Here is a 24,100-nt window from a genome sequence, read left to right as displayed (position 1 = left end):
CCGGCCCGCGGGCTCAGCCGTTCAGCGACGCCATGAGCTCGGGTGCGTACCGGTCGCCCGAGACCACGCCGTGCGGCGCGACGGCGTCGATGGAGGCCAGGTCGGCGTCGGTCAGGGTGACCCCGGTCGCGGCGACGTTCTCCTCCAGGTAACGGCGGCGCTTGGTCCCGGGGATCGGGACGGCGCCCATGCGCAGGGTCCAGGCCAGCGCGAGCTGCGAGGGGGTGATCCCCTTCTCGGCGGCGAGGGCCCGGACGCGGTCGACGACGGCCAGGTTGCGGTCGAAGTTCTCGCCCTGGAAGCGGGGGTCCGTACGCCTGAAGTCGTCGGCGGCGAAGTCGTCCGGGCGGGTCACGGCTCCGGAGAGGAAGCCGCGGCCGAGCGGCGAGTAGGCGACGAGGCCGATGCCGAGCTCGCGCAGGGTGTCGCGTACGCCGTCGTGCTCGATCCCGCGCTCGAAGAGGCTGTACTCGGTCTGCACGGCCGCCAGCGGGTGCACGGCGTGGGCACGGGCGATGGTGGTCGCGGCGGCCTCGCAGATCCCGATGTGGCCGACCTTGCCGGCGGTGACCAGGTCGGCCATGGCGCCGATGCTCTCCTCGATGGGCACGGCCGGGTCGACGCGGTGGAGGTAGTACAGGTCGATGTGGTCGGTGCCGAGGTGGCGCAGGGAGCGGTCGGCGGAGCGGCGGATGTACTCGGGTGTGCCGTTGTGGCCCCGGAAGGCGCCCTCGTCGGTGAACTCGACGCCGGTCTTCGTGGCGATCACGGCGGCGTCGCGGCGGCCGCGGAGGGCCTTGCCGAGGAGCTGCTCGTTGAGGAAGGGGCCGTAGCCCTCGGCGGTGTCGAGCAGGGTCACGCCCAGTGCGAGGGCGCGGTCGATGGTGGCGAGGGACTCGGCCTCGTCGGTGGCTCCGTAGTGGGCGCTCATGCCCATGAGGCCGAGGCCTTCGGCGCCGACCTCCAGGCCGTGGCCGCCCAGTGCGCGGATCTCCATGGTGTCCTCCGGGGGTGAGGTGGTGGGGGTGCGGTCAGTCGTAAGTAACTAACTGGATAGTTTAAGTCTGCCCCGAAGGTGCGGCTGATGTCAATAACTGGATAGTTACTTGCTAGGCTGCCCGCCATGGCACGGGATTCCAGCGCGACCAAGGCCCGGCTGCTCGACGCCGCCTTCGCCGAGTTCGCCGCGTACGGCATCGCCGGGGCGCGGATCGACCGCATCGCGGCCAACGCCCAGGCGAACAAGCGGCTCATCTACGTCTACTACGGCAACAAGGAACAACTGTTCGATGCCGTGCTCCAGCGGGCCCTGGAGACGGGCTCGGAGTCCGTCCCCTTCGACGCGGAGGACCTGCCCGGGTACGCGGGGGCCGTCCTCGACCACTTCCTCGCGCACCCCGACCTGATGCGCCTGGTGCAGTGGAAGCAGCTGGAGCGGCCGGACACCACGGAGCTCGTCGCGGAGTCCTACCGGGGCAAGATCGCGGCCGTGGAGCGGGCCCAGGCGGCGGGCAGCATCGACCCGGACCTCGATCCGGAGGACGTCCTGACACTGGTCATGGGGCTGGCGCAGGCGTGGACGGGCGCGGTGGGCGGCCCCGCGGCGGGCGGCCCGGCCGGGCCCTGGCCCGCCGCGCGGCTGGCCCGCCACCGCGAGACGGTCGTGGAATCCGTCCGCCGCCTGATCAGGCCGCCGCACCCGCGGGGGTGACGGGGGCAGGGCCGGCCGCGGGTTCGGCCCGTAGCGGCGTCAGGGCCGGGAGCGCGCGGTGGCCTGGGCCAGGAGCTTGAGCGCCGTGTGGTGCTCGGAGCCCGCGGGGGCCGTGGCCACCAGGAGGGTCTGGTCGTCCGTGACGCGCAGGGCCTGCTGGGTGACGGTCAGGTTCCCCACCAGGGGATGCCACATCCGCTGCTCGGCGGCGGTGCAGGGGCGGGCCCGGTGGTCGGCCCACATGGTGGCGAACTCCTCGCTCTTCATGCTGAGTTCACCGACGAGCGCGCCGAGGAGCGCGTCGTCCGGGTGACGGCCCGCCGCGTACCTCAGGTTGGCGACGGCGGCCCTGGCCTTGGACTCCCAGGTGGCGTACAGCTCGCGCAGGTACGGGTCGAGGAAGATCAGCGCCGCCATGTTCGGCCGGCCCGCGGGCCGGTCGGGCGCGGCGGGGTCGAGGTGGCCGGCGAACAGGGCGTGCCCCAGCGGGTTCCAGGCCAGGACGTCGGCCCGGCGGCCGGTCAGGACGGCCGGGACGTCGGGCATGGAGTCCAGCAGTGTCCGAGTCGCCTCGTCGACCCGTTCCGCCGGCGGGCGACGGGCGGCGGGCCGCCTGACGGCCGGGCCGGCGAGGTCGTGGACGTGCCGCCGCTCGGACTCGTCCAGGTTCAGCGCGCGGGCCAGCGCGTCCAGCACCTCCGGCGAGGCGTTGTGCGCATGGCCCTGCTCCAGCCGTGCGTAGTAGGAGGCGCTGACCCCGGCGAGGAGGGCGAGTTCCTCGCGGCGCAGGCCGGGGACGCGGCGCCGTTCGCCGTACGTGTCGAGGCCGATGTCCGCCGGCGTCAGCCGGGACCGGCGGGCCTGCAGGAACGCGCCGAGGCCGCTCTGTCCTTCCATGTGCCCCAGTATCGCGGGCCCCGCGGGGGCTTGCCCCTCCCTGCCGGGGATAGGCAGCGAAGGGTGTGGCTGCCGCGCCGGGTCCTGCGCAGGGTGGGAGCCATGAACACCACAGACACCATCGAGTTGGGCGATGTCGGCGTGACCCGGGTCCGCGAGTTCTACGGACCGCTCGGGCTCACCCCGCACGCATTCATCCCCGGGAGCAGTGCGGACGTCTGGTCGGCGCACGCCGACTGGCTGCGGCCCGGCTTCGCGGACGGCGAGCCGCCCGTGTCCCAGGTGGCACTGCAGACGTGGGTGCTGCGCAGCGAGGGCCGCGTCGTCCTCGTCGACACCGGCGGCGGCAACCACAAGGCGCGCCCCGGCACGCCCTGGGACCAGCAGGAGACGGCCTTCCTCGACGAGCTGGCCCGGGCCGGGGTCAAGCCCGAGGACGTCGACCTCGTGGTCAACACCCACCTGCACGGGGACCACGTCGGGTGGAACACCCGCCTGGACGGGGACCGGTGGGTGCCCACCTTCCCGAACGCCCGCTATCTGATCAACCGGAACGACTTCGAGTTCTGGAACCCGGCGAACGGCCACCCCTCGGTCCTCGGCGACGGCAACGCCGGCGTCTTCGAGGACAGCGTCGCCCCCGTCCACGAGGCCGGCCAGGTGGTGCTGTGGGAGGACGGCCATCAGATCGACGGGAACCTGCGGCTGGACCTCGCCGCCGGGCACACACCCGGTTCCAGCGTGCTCACCCTCGCCTCCGGCAGTGACCGGGCGGTGTTCGTGGGCGATCTGCTGCACAGCCCGGTGCAGATCATGGAGCCGGACGCCAACAGCTGCTTCTGTGAGGACGCCGGACAGGCCCGGGCCACCCGGCGCCGACTGCTGGGCTGGGCCGCCGACCACAACGCGCTGCTGGTTCCGGCGCACTTCGGCTCCCACGGCGCCCTGGAGGTCGTGCGGGACGCGGGCGCCTTCGCGGTGAAGGGCTGGGCGCCGTTCGCCGCCTACGCACCGGACGGCGAGGGCGGCGAGGGCTGACCCCGGGCGGCGCGCCCCGGGACCGCCCGGTCGCGGGGCCGCCTCCGGACCGATACGAGTAGGGTCCGTCGTAGACAGGCCAACCCATACGAAACGGATCCGCTCCCCATGTACGCACCCGAGCGTCAGCACCGGATCGTCCAGCTGACCCAGGAGCGCGGACGCGTCGAAGTCCCCGCCCTGGCGGAGGAGTTCGGAGTCACCCAGGAAACGGTCAGGCGGGATCTGACCGCCCTGGAACGGGCCGGTCTGCTGCGCCGGGTGCACGGCGGCGCCCTGCCCGCCGGGGGGCTGCGCCTGGAGCCGGGGCTCGCCGAGCGCGACACCACCGCAGCGGCCGCCAAGGACCGGATCGCCAGGGCCGCGCTCGCCCTGCTGCCCGAGGAGGGCAGCCTGCTGCTGGACGCGGGCACCACCGTCTCCCGGCTGGCCGCCCTGCTCCCGCTGGACTCCACCCTCACGGTGGTCACCAACGCGCTCCCGGTGGCTTCCCGGCTCGCCGCGCACCCGGGGCTGCGCCTCCACATGGTCGGCGGCCGGCTGCGGCACCGTACACAGGCGGCCGTGGACGCCTGGGCCCTGCGCGACCTCGCCGAACTCCAGGCGGACACGGCGGTGATCGCGGCCAACGGCTTCTCGGCGGAGGCGGGGCTGACCACTCCCGACCTGGCCGAGGCGGCCGTCAAACGGGCCATGGTGGCCGGCGCCCGCCGGGTGGTCCTCGTCGCGGACTCCTCCAAGTACGGCGCCCGGCACTTCGCCCGGTTCGCCACGCTGGAGCAGGTGGACGTGCTGGTCACGGACACCGGACTGACCGATGAGCAGGCGGACGAGATCACCGGGCGCGGCCCCGAGGTGATCCGGGCCTGAGTGCCCGGCGCGCGGGGCCGCCGACCCGGTCCGCGTGTCCGGTGGCTCACGGCCGGTCGCAGTGCCCGCCGGGACGGTGCGTCAGACCACGGCGAGCCGGTCCACCAGCAGTTCCGTCCTCCGCTCGGCATCCTCCGGCGGCAGCCGTCCCGCCCGGGTCAGCGTCGCCAGCCCGTGCAGGGCCGCCCAGAACACCTCGGTGAACAGCCCCGGGTGGACGCCGTCCCCGGCGACCTCTCCGAGGCTTTCCAACAGGGCGGCGAAGGCGTCCTTCAGCGGTTCGGGGGTCTCCTCCGTCGCGAACGCCAGGCCGCCGTCGAGCCGGAACATGGCGTCGTAGACCGCCGGGTTGCGTGCGGCGAAGTCGAGGTAGGCGCGGGCGAGGGCGGCGACCCGGGCGCGCGGCTCGGCCGTGGCGGAGGCCGCGGCACGGAGCGACGCGGCCATCTCGGCGGCGCCTTCGAGGGCGACGGCGCCGATGATCTCGCGCTTGCCGCGGAAGTGGCTGTAGAGGACGGGCTGGCTGTATTCGATGCGCTCGGCGAGCCGGCGGGTGGTGACCGCGTCCCAGCCCTGCTGTTCGGCGAGTTCGCGGGCCGTCGCCACGATGAGGCGCTCGCGGTCCGCCCGTTCGCGTTCCTTGCGTTCCTGTACCGACATAAAGCGATCCTAGCAGCGCTAGACAACCAAGCGGCAGCAGTACTAGCATCGCCTCATCATCTAGCAGTGCTAGATCCTGGAGGGGTCATCATGCTCAACGCACTCGAGGTCTTCACCACCGTGGTCGTCGGCGTGATGGTGGGGGTGGAGTTCTCCGTCGCCTTCGTCATCAACCCGATCCTCAACGGCCTCCCCGAAGACAGCGGCCAGCTCGGCCGCGCCCATGGGGGCCGGATGCTCGGCGCCGTCATGCCGGTCTGGTACATCACCTCGCTCGTCCTCGTCGCGGCCTGGGCCGTCGCGGGATGGCACCACCAGGGCACGGGCCTGGTCGTCACCGCCGGCGCACTGCTGATCGTCAGCGTGATCATGTCGGTCCTGCTGCTCGTCCCGATCAACAACCGGGGCAAGACGTGGACCCCCGACAACCGGCCCGCCGACTGGAAGCAGCAGATGAACCGGTGGGACCGTTTCCACTACATCCGCGTCGCCGTCATCGTCGCCGCCTTCACCCTGCTGGTCGCCTCCCTCGCCTGAGTCCGCGGGCCGTCACCGCGCGGCCGCCCCGGCCGGGGCTCCGGCCCCGCGTGACACCGGGCGGGCGGAGCTGACGGGGCGGAAGGTGACCGGAGCGGCCGGGAGGCGGTACGAAGGCGTACGTGAAGGAACAGACCCAGGCCGCGACCGTCCGCGTGTTCATCGCCCTCGCCCCGCCCGACGACGCGAAGGAGGAGCTGGAGCGGGCCCTCGGCCCCGCTTACGAGGCGCACCCGCGCATGCGGTGGAACCGCGTGGAGGACTGGCACATCACCCTGGCGTTCCTGGGCGAGCTCCCGGTCGGCGCCGTTCCGCCGCTGCGGCCGGCGCTCGCGGACCTGGCGGCGGCGCGCCGGCCCGTACGGCTCTCCCTGCGCGGCGGCGGGCACTTCGACGAGCGGGTGCTGTGGAGCGGGGTGGGCGGGGAGCTCGAGGAGCTGCACGTGCTGGCCTCGGAGGTGCGCGCGGTGGTCAAGGAGTGCGGCGTCGCCTTCGCGGACCGGCCCCTGCGCCCCCATCTGACGCTGGCCCGGGCCCGCCGCGGCGATTCCTCCGCCGCGGTGGAGGCCGCCGCCGGACTGGCGTCCTTCGGCGGGCGGGAGTGGGAGGCGGGACGCCTGCACCTGGTGGGCAGCAACGTCGGCCGGGGCCCGGGGCCGATCCACTACCGGGACATCGAGTCCTGGCGTTTCGGGGGCACGGCCTGAGGCCGGGAGACCCCGACCGAGCCAGAATTGCATGACCATGCGGCAGCATGCATAATCTTCCTATGTCTAAGGTCCTCACCTCCCTTCCCGCCGGCGAGCGCGTCGGCATCGCCTTCTCGGGCGGTCTCGACACCTCCGTCGCGGTCGCCTGGATGCGCGACAAGGGTGCCGTCCCGTGCACCTACACCGCCGACATCGGCCAGTACGACGAGCCCGACATCGCCTCGGTGCCCGGCCGTGCGAAGACCTACGGCGCCGAGATCGCGCGCCTGGTCGACTGCCGGGCGGCGCTGGTGGAGGAGGGCCTGGCCGCGCTGACCTGCGGTGCGTTCCACATCCGCTCGGGCGGGCGGGCCTACTTCAACACCACCCCGCTCGGCCGTGCCGTCACCGGCACCCTGCTGGTCAGGGCGATGCTCGAGGACGACGTCCAGATCTGGGGCGACGGCTCGACCTTCAAGGGCAACGACATCGAGCGGTTCTACCGCTACGGTCTGCTCGCCAACCCGCACCTGCGGATCTACAAGCCCTGGCTCGACGCGGACTTCGTGACCGAACTGGGCGGCCGCAAGGAAATGTCGGAGTGGCTGCTGGCCCACGACCTGCCCTACCGCGACAGCACCGAGAAGGCGTACTCCACCGACGCCAACATCTGGGGCGCCACGCACGAGGCCAAGACCCTCGAGCACCTGGACACCGGCGTGGAGACGGTCGACCCCATCATGGGCGTGCGGTTCTGGGACCCGTCCGTCGAGATCGCCACCGAGGACGTGACGATCGGCTTCAACCAGGGCCGCCCGGTCTCGATCAACGGCAAGGAGTTCTCCTCCCCCGTCGACCTGGTCATGGAGGCCAACGCCATCGGCGGCCGTCACGGCATGGGCATGTCGGACCAGATCGAGAACCGGATCATCGAGGCCAAGAGCCGCGGCATCTACGAGGCGCCCGGCATGGCCCTGCTGCACGCCGCGTACGAGCGGCTGGTCAACGCCATCCACAACGAGGACACCCTCGCCCAGTACCACAACGAGGGCCGGCGCCTCGGTCGGCTGATGTACGAGGGCCGCTGGCTGGACCCGCAGGCCCTGATGGTCCGCGAGTCCCTCCAGCGCTGGGTCGGCGCGGCCGTCACCGGTGAGGTGACCCTGCGGCTGCGGCGCGGCGAGGACTACTCGATCCTCGACACCCGGGGCCCGGCCTTCAGCTACCACCCCGACAAGCTCTCCATGGAGCGCACCGAGGACTCGGCCTTCGGCCCGGTCGACCGGATCGGCCAGCTCACCATGCGCAACCTGGACATCGCCGACTCCCGCGCCAAGCTGGAGCAGTACGCCGCCCTCGGGCTGATCGGGACCGGCAGCCCCGCCGTCGGCGCCGCCCAGGCGGCCGCGACCGGTCTGATCGGCACCATGCCGGAGATGCCGGAGGGCGGCGCCGAGGCCATCGCCTCGCGCGGCGAGGTCTCGGACGACGAGCAGATGCTGGACCGCGCCGCGATGGAGTTCGGCACGGACTGACCTGCCGCGGCAGGACGGAGGGGGGGCCGGCTCGGCGCCAGGGGCGCGGAGCCGGCCCCCCCTCCGCGGCTCCTCAGTAGACGAGCTTGTACGTCACGTCCTTGGGCACCGGGTGCGGGGCGGTGTCGGTGTAGATCAGCCGGATCATCGTGAACCGCCGGACATCGGGGCGGTCGGGCCAGGCCTGCGGATGGCTCAGCGTCACCTCCACGGGGTACGGGCGGAAGCGCCCCGCCGCGCAGTAGGGACGGCAGTCGTTGACCATGTCCGTCCCGGTGGCGGTGGCCGCGCTCGGCCCCCAGCTCTCCCAGCGCAGTCCGACGAGCCGGTTGTTGCCGTCGCCGCAGGCCAGCAGGTACTCCTCGGGGCGGACCTGGGGCCGCTCGAAGCAGTCGACCACCACGACCGGATCCGGGGCGGCGCGGGTGCGGGCGGCGGAGGCCGGGACCGCGGCCGCCGCGAGGGCGGCGAGCGAGCACAGCAGCGCCGCCCTGCGCGTCCCGCGCCGGGGTACCCGTACCGGCCGGGTCTCCTGCGAAGCGTCCATCGGCCCCTCCTCGCCAGTCCGCCCCGCCGCCCGTCGGCGCCGCGGCACTGACCAGCTTTCCGCATCCGGCCGCCCCCCGCACCCGCTGGCGGGCCGGAGGCCGGCGCTACGGGGTGCTCAGGCGCCCCGCGGTGCGCGCCGCATGGCCCACAGGGTGGGGCCGCCGCCCGGGAGCTCGACCTCGCCCAGCACCGTGAACCCGAAGTGCTCGTAGACGGGCAGGTTGGCCGGCTTGGAGGACTCCAGGTAGACGGGCAGGCCCGCCGCGTCGGCCTTGGCCAGGCCGGAGCGCAGCAATGCGGCGCCGTGGCCCTGGCCCTGGCCGGCCGGGTCCGCGCCGATCAGCGCCAGGTACCAGTGCGGTTCCTGCGGCGCGTGCCGCGCGGCCAGCTCGACGGCGTCCCGGAACAGGGGGGCCCGGTCGCCGAGGATGGCGGTGAGCTCCTGGATGGTCTCCGCGTCGGGGACGGCCTTCTCGTGCCCCTCCGGCGACACCCAGAAGGCGGCCGCCGCGTCGGTGCGTTCGCACACCCCGTGACGGACGTACTGGCGGGTGTAGATGGTGCTGAAGTAGCGGGCCAGGCTCTCCTCGCGCGATTCCTCGGCGGGGAAGAACCAGTTCATCATCGGGTCGTCGTGGAAGGCGCGGGCCAGGGCACGGCTGATCGACGGGGCATCGTCAACGGTGGCCGTCTTCGGCAGGTTTGTCATCGACATACGGGTCATTCTGCACGCTGATGATCTTCGCTTCGACGCGGGGGCCCTCTTGACCGGCAGACCCTACGTGCCGGTAACTTGGGGCGCTCCCAGGACGTTTCGAGGATTCGACGCAGAGAGCGGGACCGTGGCAGATCACGACCTGACCGGCTTCGGCAAGGGCACGTTCACGTACGAGGGTGCCACCCGCCGGGTGCTGCGCCGGGGCTCGGGTCCGGCGGTGATCGTCATGGCGGAGATCCCGGGCATCACTCCCAAGGTGCTGGAGTTCGCCGCGCGGGTGGCGGAGGCCGGGTGCACCGCGGTCCTGCCGGTCCTCTTCGGCGAACCGGGCCGGGACGCGGACCCCCGTACCGCCGGCTGGCCGAAGGCGGGGAGCTACCTCGCGAAGACGATGTGGCGGGTGTGTGTGAGCCGGGAGTTCACGCTGCTGGCGACGGGCCGCAGTTCGCGGGTGGTGCGGTGGCTGCGGGCGCTCGCCGCCGCCGAGCACGAGCGGTGCGGCGGTCCCGGGGTCGGCGCCGTCGGCATGTGCCTGACCGGCGGCTTCGCCCTGGCCATGGCCACCGACGAGCGTCTGCTCGCGCCCGTGCTGGCCCAGCCCTCACTGCCGCTCGCCTGCACTCCCGGCCGCGCGGGCAGCATCGACATCTCCCCCGAGGACCTGGCGGTCGTACGCGGACGGTGCGAGCGCGAGGGCCTCCAGGTGCTCGGGCTGCGGTTCCGCGGCGACCGGCTGGTGCCCGGGGACCGGTTCGCCCACCTGCGCCGGGAACTGGGCGACGCGTTCGTCGCGGTCGAGCTGGACGCCGGCGACGCGGATCCCGGGAGCGCCATGCCCCCGCACTCCGTCCTGACCGAGCACCTGGTCGACGAGCCCGGACAGCCCACGCGGCAGGCCCTGGACACGGTCCTCGACCTGTTCCGGGCGCGGCTGCTGGCGGCCGGACCCCGCTGACGCCCGTCAGGGGTGCCGCCAGCCCGTCTCCCCCGTGCCGAGGGCGATCGTCGCGCGGACCCGCATGGGTCCCTCACCGCGGCGGGAGAGCAGTACCACCTCCCCCACCCCGGCCCGCATGCCGTCCAGCCGGGCGGCGCATTCCGGGACCAGGCGGCGCGGGTCGCGGGTGCGGCCGAGCGACAGGTGCGGGGTGAAGTGCGGGAACCGGCCCCCGCAGCGGGGGAACGGCTCCGCCAGGGTCTGCTGGAGCGCCGTCCAGGGGCCCCGGCCCGCCGCCGCGGGGTCGAGCCACACGGTGGCGTACGCGCGGTGCCGGAAGGTGCGCACGCCGCTGAGGCGGACGGCGAACGGCGTACACCGTGTTGCGGCGGCCGCCAGCAGCGGGACGGCCGCCGGGAAGTCCTCCTCCGGTACGAAGCCGAAGAGCAGGTTCACGTGCGGTGGCCAGCGGCGGATCTGGGGGTCGTGTTCGGCCCGGATGTCCTGGATGGGCGGCCACAGCGCCGCCGGCGGCAGCCAGGCGACGGCGGTCCGGGGCGTGGGGGCGACGTCCAGGAATCCGGGGACCCCGGCGGCGCTGCCGTCGGCGGCCGGAGGCACGCTCACCCCGCCATCATGCCTCCGGCCGGTCCCGCCGGGGCCCGTCAGGGGCGGATGCGGGCCAGGTCCTGGCCGGCCAGGTCGGGGCGGGCGGCGAGTTCCGCGTGGACGGCCCGCAGGAGCGGGAGGCGGGCCCCGGCGGTGTCCAGGGCCAGGGCGACGTCCTTGGCGGCGAGGGCGACCGGGAAGTGGGAGCCGGCCGCGAAGGTGCGGGCTACCGCTCCCGACAGCGGGCCCTTGGCCAGCTCGCCGCGGACCAGGTCGGCGGGCAGACCGAGGGCCTGGCCCAGCCGGAGCGCCTCGGACACCAGGGCCACGCCGCCGATCGCCGCGTTGATCAGGACCAGCTTGAGAGCGGCCCCGGAGCCGGGGCCTCCGCATTCGGTGACCGCTCCGAGCCGGTCCAGGACCGTACGTACCGGACCGGGCAGCGGCCCGCCCGCCAGGACCCACAGCTCGCCGGTCGCCGCCCGGTCCACGCTGCCCATCACCGGCGCGTCGGTCAGCGTCACCCCCTCGGGGAGGCGGGCGGCCAGCTCGGCGACGGTGTCGGGCCCCACGGTGGAGGTGTCGATCCAGTGGGTGCCGGGCCGCAGGGCCGGGAGCACGGAGTCGCCCACGGCCCGTGCGGCCGCCGGGTCGGCGAGCATGGTGATGACGATGTCGGCCGCGCGGACGGCCTCCCCGGGACTGTCCGCGAGGTGGGCGCCGGCCGCGGTGAGCGGGCCGGCCTTGTGCGGCGTACGGTTCCAGACCGTCAGCGGGTGACCGGCGGCGAGCAGGCGGCGGGCCATCGGCAGCCCCATGCCGCCGAGGCCGAGGAATGCGATCTTGTCCATGGCCTCGACGGTAGGTCCCGCTCGCACATGCGACAAGCGATTGTCTAGCATGGCTGCCATGCCCGAAGCACATGGCTTGTACGAGGTCTTCCTGCGGGTGGCCCGAGAAGGCTCCTTCACCGCCGCCGCCCAGGGTCTCGGCTACACGCAATCGGCCGTCTCCCGGCAGGTGCAGGCCCTGGAGGAGGAGTGGGGCACCGCCCTGTTCGACCGGCTGCCGCGCGGGGTGCGGCTGACCGAGGCCGGGCGCGTCCTGCTGCCGCACGCCGAGGGCGTGCGGGACCGGTTGCGGGCGGCGCGTGCGGAGCTGGCCGCGCTGGGCCGCCTCGGCGGCGGCACCCTGCGGCTCGGGGCCTTCGCCGCCGCCAACGTGTCACTGGTCCCGCGCGCCCTGGCCGCCTTCGGGGAGCGGCACCCGGGCGTCACCGTCACCCACGCGGAAGGACCCACGGCCAAGCACGTGGCGCTGCTGGCGGAGGGCGGCCTCGACCTGGCCGTGCTGAGCACGCCCGCCGGAGTCCCGCTGCGGGGACCGGAGTTGCACCATCTGCTGGACGAGCCCATGTACGTGGCCCTGCCGCGCGGCCACCGGTACGCGGGGCATCCCGTGCTGCGACTGGCCGAACTGGCCGACGAGGACTGGATCGAGGGGGACGTCGGCCCCGAACGGACCCTGCTGGCTCCCGCGCTGGCGGCCGGGTTCCTGCCCCGCGTGGCGTTCCGCGTCAACGACTGGACCGCCAAACAGGGGTTCGTCGCCGCCGGGCTCGGCATCACGGTGCTGCCGGAGCTGGCGGCGGGGGCGGTGCGGCCGGACATCGCCCTCGTACCCGTCGACCCGGCGGACCTGCCGTGCCGGAAGGTGTACGCCGGCACGCCGCGCGGGCTCGGGCATTCCCCCGCGGTCGGCGCCTTCCTCGCGCTGCTGCGGACCGCGGCCGACGGCGCCCCCGGGGGCACGCCGGCGCGGAAACCACAAGGCGGCCGGGCTCCCGGAACGCAATGAGCGATATGCGGAACGGCGGAATGCACGCCATAGGGCCAGCCGTCGCGAATTCAGCTCAGGGCCATGGATTCACCAAGTAAACAAGGCTTATCTTCGGGGAACTTCGACCGTATGGTGTGGCTCGAATCGAAGGAGCCCCCTGTTGTCGAACCCAAATGACCACGCCGCGCGTGCGGTTGCATCGGAGCGGGATTATGTGTCCTCCCTGTACGAGCTGCTCACCGAGCGGCTTACCGAGGCGCGAGCACACCGGGCGAATGTGCTGAAGGCTCCGGCGGAAAGCGCCGGCGAGGCATACGAGAGAGAAATCGCCGCCGAGCGTCTGGCCAGGGAAATCGGCCGGCTGGAGGGCGCCGAAAAGGGGCTGGTCTTCGGGCGCGTCGACCGGACGGACGGCACGGCCCTGCGCATCGGGCGGATCGGACTGCATACGGAAGAGGATGAACTGCCCCTGCTCGTGGACTGGCGCGCGAACGCGGCGCGGCCCTTCTACGAGGCGACACCGGTCCACCCGATGGACCTGCGGCGGCGCCGGCACCTGCGCCTGGAGGGGCGCACGGTCGTCTCGGTGAGCGACGAGCTGCTGGACGGGACCGCCCCGACCGACGAGGACGTCGTGGGGGACGGCCCGTTGACCGAGGCCCTGTCGGCACGGCGTACGGGCAGGATGCACGCGGCCGTCGCGACGCTGCAGGCCGAGCAGGACGAGATCGTCCGCTCCTCCCACCGCGGGGTGACCGTGGTGCAGGGCGGGCCCGGCACCGGCAAGACGGTGGTCGCCCTGCACCGGGCGGCCTACGTGCTGTACGCGTTCCCGCGCGCCGCGGAGGAGGGTGTCCTGGTGGTGGGTCCGAACGCGCGGTTCCTCGACTACATCTCCCAGGTCCTCCCCTCGCTCGGGGAGAACGACGTCGTCCTGACCACCTGCCGGGAACTGTCCGGAGTGTCCACGGACACGGTGGACCCGTTGGCCACGGCGCGCCTCAAGGGCGGCTCCGAACTCGCCGACGCCTTGGCCGGACGGCTGCGCGTCCACCAGGCCCCCGCCGGGGACTTCACCGTGCGGGTCGGAAGGGAACCGGTTCGCCTCTCCGGCGAGGAGGTCGCCGCGGCACGCGACGCCGCCGTGGCGGCCGTACCGGGGCACAACCCCGCGCGACAGGTGTTCAAGGAGCTCCTGGTCGACGCCGTCACCGACGCGGCGCACAGGGACATGGGCGACCTCCTGGAGCAGATCGACGCCGATACCGAGAGGTTGACGGGGATCGACCTCGACCGGTTCACGGGAGCCGCACAGCGCCGTGCCGAAGGCGCGGCCGACCCGGGTCCGGTCCACGAGCTGGACCTGGACGCCATCCGGGCGGATCTCCTCGACGACGCCGGCGTCGACCGAGCGGTCGAGGTGCTGTGGCCGCGGCTGGTACCCGGTGACCTCGTGAAGGCGCTCCTGACGGACGCCGGCGCCCTCGCCGAGCACCTGCCCCGCCTGACCGCGCAGGAGCGGTCCCTTCTGCTGCGCGGTCCGGACGACCCGTGGACCGATGCCGATCTGCCCTTGCTGGACGAGGCGGCGAGCCTGGTCGACGGCCCGCCCGAGCGGACGTACGGGCACGTCGTCGTCGACGAGGCGCAGGAACTGACCGCCATGCAGTGGCGGATGATCGTCCGCCGCTGCCCGTCAAGGGCGATGACGCTGGTGGGTGACTTCGCACAGGCGGGCCCGGTCGCGACGGCACGCGACTGGAAGGAAGCACTGGGCCCCCACGTCGGACCGCGGTTCCGGCTGCACCACCTGACCGTCAGTTACCGCACGACGCAGGAGATCCTGGAGAGCGTCCGGGACCTGCTCGCGCGGATCGCTCCCGACCAGAAGCCCACACGGTCGCTGCGCAGCGGTGAGAGCCCCCGCACCGTGACCACGCCTCCGGACGGGCTGTTCACCGCCGTCGCCCGGGAACTCCGCGCCCAGCGCACCGCGCACCCGGGCGAGCTGCTGGGAGTGATCTGCCCGGACACCAGGGTGAGCGAGCTGACGGCCCGGGGCATCACCGACCACGCACGCGTCGTGCCGGCGTCCGAAGCGCGCGGCCTGGAATTCGACGGGGTCGTCGTCATGGACCCCGAGGAGATCGTCACGGCCCGCCCCGGTGGGGAAAGGGACCTGTACGTAGCCCTGACCCGGGCCACCAAGCGCCTCTGCACGATCAGCCTCCGGCCCGCCTGAGGACCCGGCGCCCGCGACGGCACCCGGCGCAGGACGGACACGGGCCCGCGCGCACGGGGCTGCCGGCCGCCGGTGACACGCCGCGCCGTGCGGGGGCCGTCGCGGCGTGTCGGTGCCCGGCCGTGACAGACTCCGCGCGGAATCCCGAGTCCCGTCCACACGGGAGGTCCCCCGTGCCGCACCGCCCCGCCCCCGGCCACGTCCGGACCGCCGCCCTGGCCGTCGGCGCCCTGGCCCTCGTCCTCGCCGCCGGGACCTCCCCCGCGGCGCCCGCGCCCCCGCCGACCGCCGGGCCGGGGGCGACGGCCGTGGCCGCGGCGCCCGGGAGCGAGACGGTCCTGGCCCGGTACGCGATCCAGTCGACGGCGAAGGTCGCGGACTCCGCCGCCGCCGTGTCCAGCCCCGGCTATCCGGCGGCGGGCTGGTACCCCGCCGGGTCCCGCTCCACCGTGCTCGCGGCGCTGCTCGCGGCCGGGGTCCACCCGGACCCCTTCTACTCCGTCAACCAGAAGAGGATCCCGGCCGGGGACTTCACCGTCCCGTGGTGGTACCGGTCGGACTTCCTCGTCGCCGACACGGGCGCCCGTACGTACCTGGACTTCAGCGGGGTGATCTCCGCCGCCGACGTCTACGTCAACGGACGCCGGATCGCCGACACGAGCACGGTCGCGGGCGCCTACACCCGGCACGAACTCGACGTCACGGACCTGGTCAGGGCGGGTGCCAATACGGTGGCGTTCCGGATCCAGCCCAACAACCCGCGCAAGCGGCTCACCATGGGCTGGCTCGACTGGCTGCAGCCGCCGCCCGACGAGAACATGGGGATCGTCCGCGACGTCACGGTGCGCCGGGCCGGGCCGGTCGCCCTGCGCGACGCACACGTGGTGACCTCGCTGGCCCTGCCGTCCCTGTCCTCGGCCGAGCTGACCGCCAAGGCCCGGGTGCGCAACGACTCGCCGGCCGCCGTCACCGCGACCGTATCGGGCACCGTCGGCCCGGTCGCCGTCAGCCGGAGCGTCACCCTGGCCCCGCACGAGACCCGCACCGTGGTGTTCTCCCCCGCCGACCACCCGGGCCTGCGGCTGGAGTCGCCCCGTGTGTGGTGGCCCGCCGCGATGGGCGAGCAGCCGCTGTACTCCCTGGACCTGACCGCCACGGTGGACGGCCTGCCCTCCGACACCGCGCACCGGTCGTTCGGCATCCGTGACGTGCGGGCGCCGCTCAACGGCGACGGGGCGCGCCAGTACGTGGTCAACGGGCGCCCGCTGCTGATCAAGGGCGGCGGCTGGTCACCCGACGAGTTCCTGCGCTGGGACGCCACCTACGTCGAGGACCGGCTGAAGTACGCCGTCGACCTCGGGCTGAACGCGCTGCGGCTGGAAGGGCACATCGAGCCCGACGAGTTCTTCGACCTCACCGACCGGTACGGGATCCTCACGCTGCCCGGATGGGAGTGCTGCGACAAGTGGGAAGGGGAGGTCAACGGCTCCGAGGCCGGGGAGCGGTGGGAGAGCGCCGACTACACCGCGGCGAAGGCCTCGATGGCCGCCGAGGCCGCGCGGCTGCGCCACCACCCCAGTGTGGCCTCCTTCCTGATCGGCAGTGACTTCGCGCCGGACCGGACGATCGAGCAGGGGTACCTCGACGCGCTGGGGGCCGCCGACTGGACGGCCCCGGTGATCCCGTCGGCATCCGCGCGGTCCTCGCCGATCACCGGGCGTTCCGGGATGAAGATGACCGGACCGTACGACTGGGTCCCGCCCGCCTACTGGTACGGCAAGCGGGAGGGCGGGGCCACCGGATTCAACTCCGAGACCAGCGCCGGCCCGGACGTACCGACCCTCGACACGCTGCGCCGCATGATGTCCCCGGCGGAGCTGGAGAGCCTGTGGAAGGACCCCTCCGCGGCGCAGTACCACCGTTCCCCCTCGGCCACCTTCTCGACGCTGCGGCTGTACGACGCCGCCCTGGCGGGCCGCTACGGCGCCCCGACGAGCCTCGAGGACTACGTGCGCAAGGCGCAGCTCGCCCAGTACGAGAACGTGCGCGCGCAGTTCGAGGCGTACGCCCGCAACGCGAAGGACGCCTCCGCGCCGTCGACCGGCGTCGTGTACTGGATGTTCAACAGCGGCTGGACCTCGCTGCACTGGCAGCTGGTCGACCGCTACCTCGACCAGGGCGGGGCCTACTTCGGGGCGAAGAAGGCGAACGAGCCCCTGCACATCCAGTACGGGTACGACAACCGGGCGGTCTCGGTCGTCAACAGCCGGACGCCCGCGGCCTCGGGCCTCACGGCGCGGGTGACGCTCTTCGACCCCGACGGCACGCAGCGGTACGACCGGACCGTGACGGGGCTGAGCGTGGCGGGCGGCGGTGCGAGCACCACCGCCCTGACCCTGCCCGCGTCGGTCACGGGCCTGTCCACCACCCGTCTGGCGCGGCTGCTGCTCACCGACGGTGCGGGCCGGGAGGTGAGCCGCAACGTCTACTGGCTCTCGGCCGAAGCCGACGTGCTCGACTACTCCAGGAGCACCTGGTACCACACGCCGACCACCGCGTACGCGGACCTGACGGGCCTGAACACGATGCCGCGGACGGCCGTCGGGGCGACCGCGTCGACGACGGCGGACGGCCGGGGCCTGTCCACGACGACGGTGACGCTGCGCCACGCCGGTACGGGCAACGCGCCGGCCCTGCTCACCGACGTGCACCTGCTGGGCGCGGAGGGCAGGCCGCTGCTGCCCGTCCGCTGGAGCGACAACCAGGTCACCCTGTGGCCGGGCGAGTCGGCGACGCTGACGGCGGCCTACCGCACGGCCGACCTGCGCGACGCGGCACCGGCCCTGCGGATCTCCGGCTGGAACGTCCCGACGACGACGGTCCCGGCCGGCTGACGGGCCGGGCCCCGGCCGGGCCCGCCCGGGGTCCGCGAGGGGGGTGGGGGCCGCGGCGCGCGCGGGTTTCTTAGCGGAACGTTAGATCTGGGTGCCGGGCCTTGTCCGGATCCGGCACCGGATCCATGCTCTGGGCACCCCCTCATCCGGGGTGTTCCCCCGCCCATCAGGGACTTCCGTCTGGAGCCGCCATGTCCTCGTCCGCCGTCACGCCCGAGTCGCCGCCCCGGGACGAGCGCGGCAAACGCCGCCTCGCCCTGATCGGCGGTTCGCTCGGCAATCTCGTGGAGTGGTACGACTGGTTCGTCTACGCGAGCTTCGCGATCTACTTCGCCGACTCCTTCTTCCCCGGCGACAATCCGACCACCCAGCTGATGAACACGGCGGGCATCTTCGCGGTCGGGTTCCTGATGCGCCCCGTCGGCGGATGGATCCTCGGCCGGGCCGCGGACCGCCACGGCCGCAAGAGCGCGCTCACCCTCACCGTCACGATGATGTCGGTGGCCGCCCTGCTCATCGCCATCGCCCCGACCTACGGCCAAGCCGGGTACTTCGGCGCCCTGGTGCTGCTGCTCGCGCGCCTGCTCCAGGGGCTGAGCATCGGCGGCGAGTACGCGGCCAGCGCCACCTACCTCACCGAGGCGTCGGCCCGCGACCGGCGCGGGCTGGGCTCGTCGTTCCAGTACGTGTCGATGACCTGCGGGCAGCTGCTGGGCCTCGGCATCCTGATCACGATGCAGCACACGCTCAGCGCCGCCCAGTTGTCGAGCTGGGGGTGGCGGATCCCCTTCGCCCTCGGCGCCCTGTTCGCGGTGGTGGTCTTCTGGCTGCGGCGGCGGCTCGAGGAGACCGACGCGTTCAAGGAGGAGTCCGCGGACGAGGACGCCCACGACGACAGCCCGCGCGGCTCGCTGAAGGCGCTGTGGGAGCACCGGCGCCAGGCCGGGCTGGTGATGGCGCTGACCCTGGGCGGCACCGTGGCGTACTACACGTACACCACGTACCTCACGAAGTACCTGGTCGGCAGCGCGGGCCTGGCCAAGACCACGGCCACGCTGGTGAGTTTCACCGCCCTGGCCCTCTTCGCCGTGCTCCAGCCCTTCGCCGGGATGCTGTCCGACCGCATCGGCCGCCGTCCGCTGCTGATCACCTTCGCGGTGGGCTGCACGGTCGGCACGTACCCGATCATGACGGCCCTGGGCTCCGCGGACTCGTACTGGACGGCACTGGGCCTGTCCGTGCTGGCCCTGGTGATCGTCACCGGCTACACCTCGATCAACGCGGCGGTCAAGGCCGAGCTGTTCCCGACCCGGGTGCGCGCCCTGGGCGTGGCGCTGCCGTACGCCGTCGCCAACGCCCTGTTCGGCGGCACGGCCGAGTACGTGGCCCTGTGGTTCAAGAGCGGCGGCCACGAGAAGATGTTCTTCTGGTATGTGTCCGGCTGCGCGCTGATCTCGCTCGTGACCTACGTCCTGATGCCCGACACCCGCAATGCCGCGCTCAGCCGCGCCGAGGCCGAGGCCGGGGCGGGGGCGGGTGGGTCCGGCGGGCACGGCGAGCCGGCGGAGGCCTCCGCCGGGGCCGGCCGCTGAGCCGCGCCGGTGACCCGGGGCGGCGGCTCCCGTAAGCTGCTGCCCCGGCTCACGGGCACCGGCACGCGTCTCGAGGTAACCGCCCATGCACGCACTGCTCGTCGAGGACGACGACCGCATGGCCCGGGCCCTCGGCACCGCCCTCGTACAGCGCGGGCACACGGTACGCCGCGCGGCCCGGGCGCTGGACGCGCTGCGGCACGTCCGGGAGGCCGAGTTCGTCCTGCTGGACCTGGGCCTGCCCGACCTCGACGGGCTGGAGCTGCTGCGCCGGCTGCGTACGGTGTGCGACGCGCCGCTGATCGTGGTGACCGCCCGCTGCGAGGAGCGCGACATCGTGCAGGGGCTGCGGGCGGGCGCCGACGACTACGTGGTCAAGCCGTTCCGGATGGCCGAGCTGATGGCTCGGATCGACACCGTACGGCGCCGCACCGGCGCGCGGGCGGGCGCCGCGGGAGCCGGCCCGGCGCGGGATCCCGGCGGTCCGGTGCGGCGCGGGGACGTCGAGGTGGACCCGGCCGGGCGCACCGTCACGGTGGCGGGGACGGAAGTCCGCCTGACCCGGCGCGAGTTCGACGTACTGGCCATCCTGGCGGCGCGCCCCGACGAGGCGCATTCCCGGGAGGAGATCCTGGACCGGATCTGGGGGGACGCCTTCCTCGCCGCCTCCCGCTCCCTGGACGTGCACGTGGTGGGCATCCGCGCCAAGACCGGCCGTCCCGGCCTGGTGCGTACGGTGCGCGGGTTCGGCTACCGGCTCTGCGCCCCGGACGCGGGGGAAGAGCGGGACCGCGACTCGTGAGGCGCAGGCTCCTCGCGGTGCTGATGGTGCTCATGGGGGCCGCCGCGCTGCTGCTGTGCGTGCCGCTGGCCGACGCGTACGCCCGCGGGCGGACCGAACATCTGCTCCTGCAACGGCGTTCGGAGGCGGTGCGCTTCGCCGACCTCGCCGACCGGACGGGCACGGCGGCCGACCGGGCGGAGCTGTCGGCCGAGATCGGACGGTACGCCCAGCTGTACGGGGCCGGGGTGGTCGTGGTCGACGCGGCGGGGGCGACGGCGGCGCGGGCCGGTGCGGGCCCCGCCCTGGACGCCCTCACGGGTGCGGGCCCGGGCGGTACGGTCGCGGCGGAGGCCCGGGACCGGGCGCTGACGGGCCGTTCCACCGACCGGCTTCCCACGGTGCGGCCCTGGGGACCGGCCCGGGTGGTGCTCGCGGAGCCGGTGGGGCGGGACGAGCGGGTCAGCGGGGCGGTCCTGCTGGCCGTGCCCACGGACGCCGCCCGGCGGGACGTGGCGGTGCGCTGGTCGCTGATCGCCGCCGGGGCGGCCGCCGCCTTCGCCGCGGCGGCGCTGGTGGCGGCGGGCATCACGCGCTGGCTGATGCGCCCGTTGCTCGACCTGGACCGGGCGGTGGAGGGGCTGACCGCCGGAAGCCTCCAGACACGGGCCGTCTCCGACACCGGCCCGCCGGAACTGCGGCGGCTGCGGCGGCTGCGGCGGCACTTCAACACCATGGCGCAGGCCCTGGCCGACTCCATCGGCCGACAGCGCGACTTCGTCGCCGACGCCTCCCACCAGCTGCGCAACCCCCTGGCCACCCTGGTGCTCCAGCTGGAGAACCTCGAGCCGCACATCGCCCCGGGCCCCGGCCGGGCCGAGCACGGCCGGGCGCTCGAGGAGACGGAGCGGCTGGAGGAGCTGCTCGACGGGCTGCTGGCGCTGGCCCGGGTGGAGTCGGCGGCGCCGCAGCCGCGCGAGCAGGACGTGTCGCGGGCGGTACGGGAGCGGGTGCGTGCCTGGACGCCCGTCTTCCGGGCCGCCGGGCTGGCGCTGACGGCCGGCGCCGCTCCCGGGGAGCTGTGGGCCCGCGCGCTGCCGGACGCGGCGGCGCGGGTCCTGGACGCCGCGCTGGACAACGCGGTGAAGTTCGTACCGCCCGGCGGCGGTGTGGAGGTGTGCGCCCGGCGGGACGGGGAGGGGTGGGCGGTGGTGCGGGTGGCCGACGACGGGCCGGGGGTCCCCGAGGAGCAACTGGGCCTGCTGCTACGCCGGTTCGCCCGTTCACCGGCCCACCAGAACGTGCGCGGCAGTGGGCTGGGCCTCGCCATCGCGGACGAGATCGCCCGGCTCAGCGGCGGCCGTCTGGCCGTCAGCGGCACCGACCCGCACGGCCTGACGGTGGAGCTGCGCCTGCCACCCCCGTGAGCCCCCCGCCGCCGGACGGCCGGGGCGCCGTGGACCGGATCGGCCGGGGTCCGCCCGGCCGCAGGGCCCCTCGGCCGGTGGGGCTCGGCGGTAAGGGGGTCGGCCCGTGGGCCGCGTCGGCGGGGGTGTTCAGCCGTACACCGAGCGGTAGTAGGCGGCGGCGCTGGGGTGGAGGGGGACCGCGCCGGTCGAGATGGCGAACCGGGGTTCCAGCCGCACCCCCGCCGTCACCTCGCGCAGCAGGTCGCGCCACCGGTCGAACACCACCCGGAGCAGCGCGCCCACGGCGTCCGCGGCCACCCCGTCCCGGGCCAGGAGGTAGTTGCCGACGCCGAGGGTCCCGACGGGCCCGGCCGGTCCGTACGCCCCGGCCGGCAGGGTGACCGGCGTGTAGACGGGGCCGTGGCGCTCGCGCAGCGGGCCCGCGTAGCCGTCGAGCGGGAGGAAGCGCAGCGGCAGTTCGCGCGCCAGCGCCGTCAGCGCCGGCGTGGGCACCCCGCCGGACCAGAAGAGCGCCGCGACGGTGCCCGCGCGCAGGGCGGCCACCGATTCGGCGAGGCCCAGCTGTTGTGCGTGCGCCGGGGAGGGGCCCGCGCCGGCGCCGCTCAGCCCGGCCGCCCGCAGGATGCGTCCGGCGACCACCTGTACCCCGGACCCGCGGCGCCCGCCGCGACGGGGCGCCCGGCGAGGTCGCCCACGGCGTGCACCGGCCCGTCCGCGGGGACGAGGAGGTGGGTGTAGTTGACGTAGACCCGGGCCAGTGCCGTCACCCCGGCCGGCCGGGGGAAGGGCTCCCGCCCGAGCACCGCGTCCTGGGCGACGTCCGCCATGGCCAGGGCCAGGTCCACGGAGCCCTCGTCCAGCCTCCCCAGGTTGTCCACGCTCGCGGCGGTGTCCACCGGCACCACCTCCAGGTGCTGTCCGCTCGCGGCGGCCGCCCGCGCCAGGGCCCGGCCGAAGGCGTTGTACGGGCCACCGCGCGGCCCCGTCGCGAGCCGCAGCCGCCGCGCCGGGCGGGGGTGCGCCGCGCAGCCCGCGATCGCCGCCGCGGCCATGCCGAGCCCGGCCCGCACCAGCCGCCTCCGGCCCGTCTCCGTACCCGTCACGGCGGCAGCGTAGCCCTCCCCGGAGCCCGGCGACCCCGGGATGCGCACCACGGCCGGCCGCTCGGCGCCACACCGGAACGCGGCGCTCCGCTCCGGCTCCCCCGGCGGGGCCTACCGTGGGGAGGCGGTTCCGTCCGCGCGCCCCGTTCCGCCGGGGCCTCACCGGAAACGTCATGGTCGCGTGACAGGACCGCCACAACGGCGCAGCCCGGGAACTCCGGCGGGGCGGGGCGTCGTGTCCCTTCACGCGTGCCGGTGCGGGGCCGGCCGGGAGACACCGAGGAGCACCCATGCACCACACAGCAGGCCTGCGCCGCCCGGCGGCGGTGCTCGTGGCGGCCGCCGCGGCCACCGCTCTGATGACGGGCTGCGGTCCGGCCGAGGACGGGGCGGCCGGCATCCCGCCGGCGCCGCCCGCCGCGTCGGTCCCGGCGAAGCCGACGCACCCGGGCGGCTCTTCGACCGGCGGCGGGGTCGGCACCGCGCCCACCCCCTCGGCGTCCGCTCCGGGCGGCGGCGCGGCGAAGCCCTGCACGATCGACGCGGTGAAGGTCTCGGACGCCCAGCAGGCGCAGGTCCGGCCGCCGGGAACCGGAACGGGCGCCGCTGTCCTGTCGGTCGCCAACACCTCGAAGCACCCCTGCACGCTCACGGGGTTCCCGACGGTCGCCGGCGCGGGCAACGGCTCGCCCGACAAGAACCTGCCCCTCGCCGTCACCCACAGCGGCAAGGCGTCGGCCGTGCCGCTGGCACCGGGCGCCCGCGCCTGGACGAAACTCACCTTCGTCAACGTCCAGGGCGAGGCGGACGGGTACTGCGTCTCCGGCGCCACTCCCGTCAGTTTCCCGACCCTCGTCATCGGGGTCCCCGGCGCGGGCGCGCACCAGATCGCCATGGACGACGGGGTGTTCGCCGAGTGCGACAACAAGGTGACCGTCACCGCCTTCTCGGCCACCAAGCCGTCCTGACGCGGAGGGAAACGGGCCGGCGGGGAGGCCGGTGGCGCGCCCCGGTCCGGCCACGCCACCACGCCCGCCTCCGCACCGACGCCGCCGAGGTCTTGCGTGATGCCCGGTGCCCGCCCGCAGCGCCACGACGGCGAGCGGGCGGTGGGGAGCGGCAGGTTCAGCCGGTCGAGGTCGGACCCGCGCTCGCCTCGGGCTTCGCTCAGGGCTGTCCCGTAACCCCCGGCGGGCGCGCGACGCCAGCCACGGCACCTCGCCGCGTCGTCGGATCGCCCGAATACGCCCAGTATGAGGACGACCCTCCGCCTTGCGATGCACCGCATCTGACGCCGCGCGCTGACCCACCGGGGGTTACGGGACAGCCCTTAGGGCTTGCAGATCATCAAGGTGTTGCTTCCTGACCTGGGGCTCGTTGGTGTGGTATGCGCATCCCGGACGAGACCCGTGACCAACTCTCCGCGAAGTTCGCGGTGTTGTTCCCACATCTGGACGAGCGGCAGCGAC

21 protein-coding genes and 1 pseudogene are annotated in these 24,100 nt (G+C 74.2%); 14 read left to right on the top strand and 8 right to left on the bottom strand.

Translation table 11 applies throughout. The features are described from left to right. Positions 1 to 13 precede the first annotated feature (13 nt). The gene (locus tag ACZ4WZ_RS30655; RefSeq protein WP_467895743.1) at positions 14 to 997 is read right to left on the bottom strand and encodes an aldo/keto reductase; all 984 of its coding nucleotides are present in this window, start codon (positions 995 to 997) and stop codon (positions 14 to 16) included. A 126-nt stretch (positions 998 to 1,123) separates the two neighbouring features. Here ACZ4WZ_RS30655 and ACZ4WZ_RS30650 point away from each other — a divergent pair, with 126 nt between their 5' ends. Further along, positions 1,124 to 1,711 (top strand): TetR/AcrR family transcriptional regulator, encoded by a 588-nt coding sequence (locus ACZ4WZ_RS30650; RefSeq protein ID WP_467895740.1) that lies wholly within the window; start codon positions 1,124 to 1,126, stop codon positions 1,709 to 1,711. A 39-nt stretch (positions 1,712 to 1,750) separates the two neighbouring features. Here ACZ4WZ_RS30650 and ACZ4WZ_RS30645 read toward each other — a convergent pair whose 3' ends face one another. Next, positions 1,751 to 2,608, bottom strand: coding sequence for a helix-turn-helix domain-containing protein (locus ACZ4WZ_RS30645; protein ID WP_467895737.1), 858 nt, complete (start codon positions 2,606 to 2,608; stop codon positions 1,751 to 1,753). Between the two features lie 102 nt (positions 2,609 to 2,710). On the opposite strand from ACZ4WZ_RS30645, the gene ACZ4WZ_RS30640 reads away from it, so the two are divergent. Then, positions 2,711 to 3,646, top strand: a complete 936-nt coding sequence (locus ACZ4WZ_RS30640; RefSeq protein WP_467895734.1) for an MBL fold metallo-hydrolase — start codon at positions 2,711 to 2,713, stop codon at positions 3,644 to 3,646. A gap of 108 nt (positions 3,647 to 3,754) precedes the next feature. Further along, positions 3,755 to 4,516 (top strand): DeoR/GlpR family DNA-binding transcription regulator, encoded by a 762-nt coding sequence (locus ACZ4WZ_RS30635; RefSeq protein WP_467895731.1) that lies wholly within the window; start codon positions 3,755 to 3,757, stop codon positions 4,514 to 4,516. A gap of 81 nt (positions 4,517 to 4,597) precedes the next feature. On the opposite strand, the gene ACZ4WZ_RS30630 is transcribed toward ACZ4WZ_RS30635, so the two are convergent. Continuing rightward, entirely contained in the window at positions 4,598 to 5,176 is a 579-nt protein-coding gene (locus ACZ4WZ_RS30630; RefSeq protein WP_467895728.1) for a TetR/AcrR family transcriptional regulator, read from the bottom strand. 90 nt (positions 5,177 to 5,266) lie between these two features. Between ACZ4WZ_RS30630 and ACZ4WZ_RS30625 the strand changes: the two genes are divergently transcribed. The 3 genes from ACZ4WZ_RS30625 (at position 5,267) to argG (ending at position 7,937) form a co-directional block, all read left to right on the top strand. Next, the gene (locus ACZ4WZ_RS30625) at positions 5,267 to 5,713 is read left to right on the top strand and encodes an anthrone oxygenase family protein (RefSeq protein ID WP_467895725.1); all 447 of its coding nucleotides are present in this window, start codon (positions 5,267 to 5,269) and stop codon (positions 5,711 to 5,713) included. Between the two features lie 122 nt (positions 5,714 to 5,835). Next, on the top strand, positions 5,836 to 6,420 hold the full coding sequence (gene thpR, locus ACZ4WZ_RS30620) for an RNA 2',3'-cyclic phosphodiesterase (protein ID WP_467895723.1): 585 nt from the start codon (positions 5,836 to 5,838) through the stop codon (positions 6,418 to 6,420). A 62-nt stretch (positions 6,421 to 6,482) separates the two neighbouring features. Continuing rightward, positions 6,483 to 7,937 (top strand): argininosuccinate synthase, encoded by a 1,455-nt coding sequence (gene argG, locus ACZ4WZ_RS30615; protein ID WP_467895720.1) that lies wholly within the window; start codon positions 6,483 to 6,485, stop codon positions 7,935 to 7,937. 73 nt (positions 7,938 to 8,010) lie between these two features. On the opposite strand, the gene ACZ4WZ_RS30610 is transcribed toward argG, so the two are convergent. Both ACZ4WZ_RS30610 and ACZ4WZ_RS30605 read right to left on the bottom strand, forming a co-directional pair. Then, positions 8,011 to 8,484, bottom strand: a complete 474-nt coding sequence (locus tag ACZ4WZ_RS30610; RefSeq protein ID WP_467895716.1) for a hypothetical protein — start codon at positions 8,482 to 8,484, stop codon at positions 8,011 to 8,013. 117 nt (positions 8,485 to 8,601) lie between these two features. Continuing rightward, positions 8,602 to 9,210 (bottom strand): GNAT family N-acetyltransferase, encoded by a 609-nt coding sequence (locus ACZ4WZ_RS30605; protein WP_467895713.1) that lies wholly within the window; start codon positions 9,208 to 9,210, stop codon positions 8,602 to 8,604. A gap of 118 nt (positions 9,211 to 9,328) precedes the next feature. On the opposite strand from ACZ4WZ_RS30605, the gene ACZ4WZ_RS30600 reads away from it, so the two are divergent. Beyond that, positions 9,329 to 10,159: a dienelactone hydrolase family protein gene (locus ACZ4WZ_RS30600; RefSeq protein ID WP_467895710.1), complete on the top strand. Its 831-nt coding sequence runs from the start codon at positions 9,329 to 9,331 to the stop codon at positions 10,157 to 10,159. A 6-nt stretch (positions 10,160 to 10,165) separates the two neighbouring features. On the opposite strand, the gene ACZ4WZ_RS30595 is transcribed toward ACZ4WZ_RS30600, so the two are convergent. After that, the gene (locus ACZ4WZ_RS30595; RefSeq protein ID WP_467895708.1) at positions 10,166 to 10,768 is read right to left on the bottom strand and encodes a 2'-5' RNA ligase family protein; all 603 of its coding nucleotides are present in this window, start codon (positions 10,766 to 10,768) and stop codon (positions 10,166 to 10,168) included. A 38-nt stretch (positions 10,769 to 10,806) separates the two neighbouring features. Further along, complete coding sequence (locus ACZ4WZ_RS30590; protein ID WP_467895706.1) at positions 10,807 to 11,601, bottom strand: NAD(P)-dependent oxidoreductase; 795 nt, start codon at positions 11,599 to 11,601, stop codon at positions 10,807 to 10,809. Between the two features lie 58 nt (positions 11,602 to 11,659). Here ACZ4WZ_RS30590 and ACZ4WZ_RS30585 point away from each other — a divergent pair, with 58 nt between their 5' ends. From ACZ4WZ_RS30585 to ACZ4WZ_RS30560, 6 genes are all read left to right on the top strand, one after another. Further along, positions 11,660 to 12,607 (top strand): LysR family transcriptional regulator, encoded by a 948-nt coding sequence (locus ACZ4WZ_RS30585; RefSeq protein WP_467895704.1) that lies wholly within the window; start codon positions 11,660 to 11,662, stop codon positions 12,605 to 12,607. Positions 12,608 to 12,803: 196 nt separating this feature from the next. Then, on the top strand, positions 12,804 to 14,831 hold the full coding sequence (locus tag ACZ4WZ_RS30580; protein WP_467895701.1) for a HelD family protein: 2,028 nt from the start codon (positions 12,804 to 12,806) through the stop codon (positions 14,829 to 14,831). 173 nt (positions 14,832 to 15,004) lie between these two features. Further along, on the top strand, positions 15,005 to 17,725 hold the full coding sequence (locus ACZ4WZ_RS30575; protein WP_467895698.1) for a glycoside hydrolase family 2 protein: 2,721 nt from the start codon (positions 15,005 to 15,007) through the stop codon (positions 17,723 to 17,725). A 191-nt stretch (positions 17,726 to 17,916) separates the two neighbouring features. Then, positions 17,917 to 19,317 (top strand): MFS transporter, encoded by a 1,401-nt coding sequence (locus ACZ4WZ_RS30570; RefSeq protein ID WP_467895695.1) that lies wholly within the window; start codon positions 17,917 to 17,919, stop codon positions 19,315 to 19,317. Positions 19,318 to 19,402: 85 nt separating this feature from the next. Then, on the top strand, positions 19,403 to 20,119 hold the full coding sequence (locus ACZ4WZ_RS30565) for a response regulator transcription factor (protein WP_467895692.1): 717 nt from the start codon (positions 19,403 to 19,405) through the stop codon (positions 20,117 to 20,119). Continuing rightward, positions 20,116 to 21,525 (top strand): sensor histidine kinase, encoded by a 1,410-nt coding sequence (locus tag ACZ4WZ_RS30560; RefSeq protein ID WP_467895690.1) that lies wholly within the window; start codon positions 20,116 to 20,118, stop codon positions 21,523 to 21,525. Before ACZ4WZ_RS30565 ends, ACZ4WZ_RS30560 begins: the two co-directional genes overlap by 4 nt. Before the next feature lie 129 nt (positions 21,526 to 21,654). Here ACZ4WZ_RS30560 and ACZ4WZ_RS30555 read toward each other — a convergent pair. Next, positions 21,655 to 22,580: pseudogene (locus ACZ4WZ_RS30555) on the bottom strand (TAXI family TRAP transporter solute-binding subunit). A 341-nt stretch (positions 22,581 to 22,921) separates the two neighbouring features. Here ACZ4WZ_RS30555 and ACZ4WZ_RS30550 point away from each other — a divergent pair. Next, the gene (locus ACZ4WZ_RS30550) at positions 22,922 to 23,599 is read left to right on the top strand and encodes a DUF4232 domain-containing protein (protein ID WP_467895687.1); all 678 of its coding nucleotides are present in this window, start codon (positions 22,922 to 22,924) and stop codon (positions 23,597 to 23,599) included. Positions 23,600 to 24,100: the final 501 nt, after the last annotated feature.

Source organism: Streptomyces sp. NPDC029122 (genome assembly GCF_055569445.1).
This window is presented reverse-complemented; position numbering and strand designations above follow the sequence as displayed.

Excerpts from the sequence above, each read along its gene's own strand:
- ACZ4WZ_RS30655 (WP_467895743.1), bottom strand. The coding sequence starts at position 997 with ATGGAGATCCGCGCACTGGGCGGCCACGGCCTGGAGGTCGGCGCCGAA.
- ACZ4WZ_RS30650 (WP_467895740.1), top strand. The coding sequence starts at position 1,124 with ATGGCACGGGATTCCAGCGCGACCAAGGCCCGGCTGCTCGACGCCGCC.
- ACZ4WZ_RS30645 (WP_467895737.1), bottom strand. The coding sequence starts at position 2,608 with ATGGAAGGACAGAGCGGCCTCGGCGCGTTCCTGCAGGCCCGCCGGTCC.
- ACZ4WZ_RS30640 (WP_467895734.1), top strand. The coding sequence starts at position 2,711 with ATGAACACCACAGACACCATCGAGTTGGGCGATGTCGGCGTGACCCGG.
- ACZ4WZ_RS30635 (WP_467895731.1), top strand. The coding sequence starts at position 3,755 with ATGTACGCACCCGAGCGTCAGCACCGGATCGTCCAGCTGACCCAGGAG.
- ACZ4WZ_RS30630 (WP_467895728.1), bottom strand. The coding sequence starts at position 5,176 with ATGTCGGTACAGGAACGCAAGGAACGCGAACGGGCGGACCGCGAGCGC.
- ACZ4WZ_RS30625 (WP_467895725.1), top strand. The coding sequence starts at position 5,267 with ATGCTCAACGCACTCGAGGTCTTCACCACCGTGGTCGTCGGCGTGATG.
- argG (WP_467895720.1), top strand. The coding sequence starts at position 6,483 with ATGTCTAAGGTCCTCACCTCCCTTCCCGCCGGCGAGCGCGTCGGCATC.
- ACZ4WZ_RS30610 (WP_467895716.1), bottom strand. The coding sequence starts at position 8,484 with ATGGACGCTTCGCAGGAGACCCGGCCGGTACGGGTACCCCGGCGCGGG.
- ACZ4WZ_RS30605 (WP_467895713.1), bottom strand. The coding sequence starts at position 9,210 with ATGACCCGTATGTCGATGACAAACCTGCCGAAGACGGCCACCGTTGAC.
- ACZ4WZ_RS30590 (WP_467895706.1), bottom strand. The coding sequence starts at position 11,601 with ATGGACAAGATCGCATTCCTCGGCCTCGGCGGCATGGGGCTGCCGATG.
- ACZ4WZ_RS30585 (WP_467895704.1), top strand. The coding sequence starts at position 11,660 with ATGCCCGAAGCACATGGCTTGTACGAGGTCTTCCTGCGGGTGGCCCGA.
- ACZ4WZ_RS30570 (WP_467895695.1), top strand. The coding sequence starts at position 17,917 with ATGTCCTCGTCCGCCGTCACGCCCGAGTCGCCGCCCCGGGACGAGCGC.
- ACZ4WZ_RS30565 (WP_467895692.1), top strand. The coding sequence starts at position 19,403 with ATGCACGCACTGCTCGTCGAGGACGACGACCGCATGGCCCGGGCCCTC.
- ACZ4WZ_RS30550 (WP_467895687.1), top strand. The coding sequence starts at position 22,922 with ATGCACCACACAGCAGGCCTGCGCCGCCCGGCGGCGGTGCTCGTGGCG.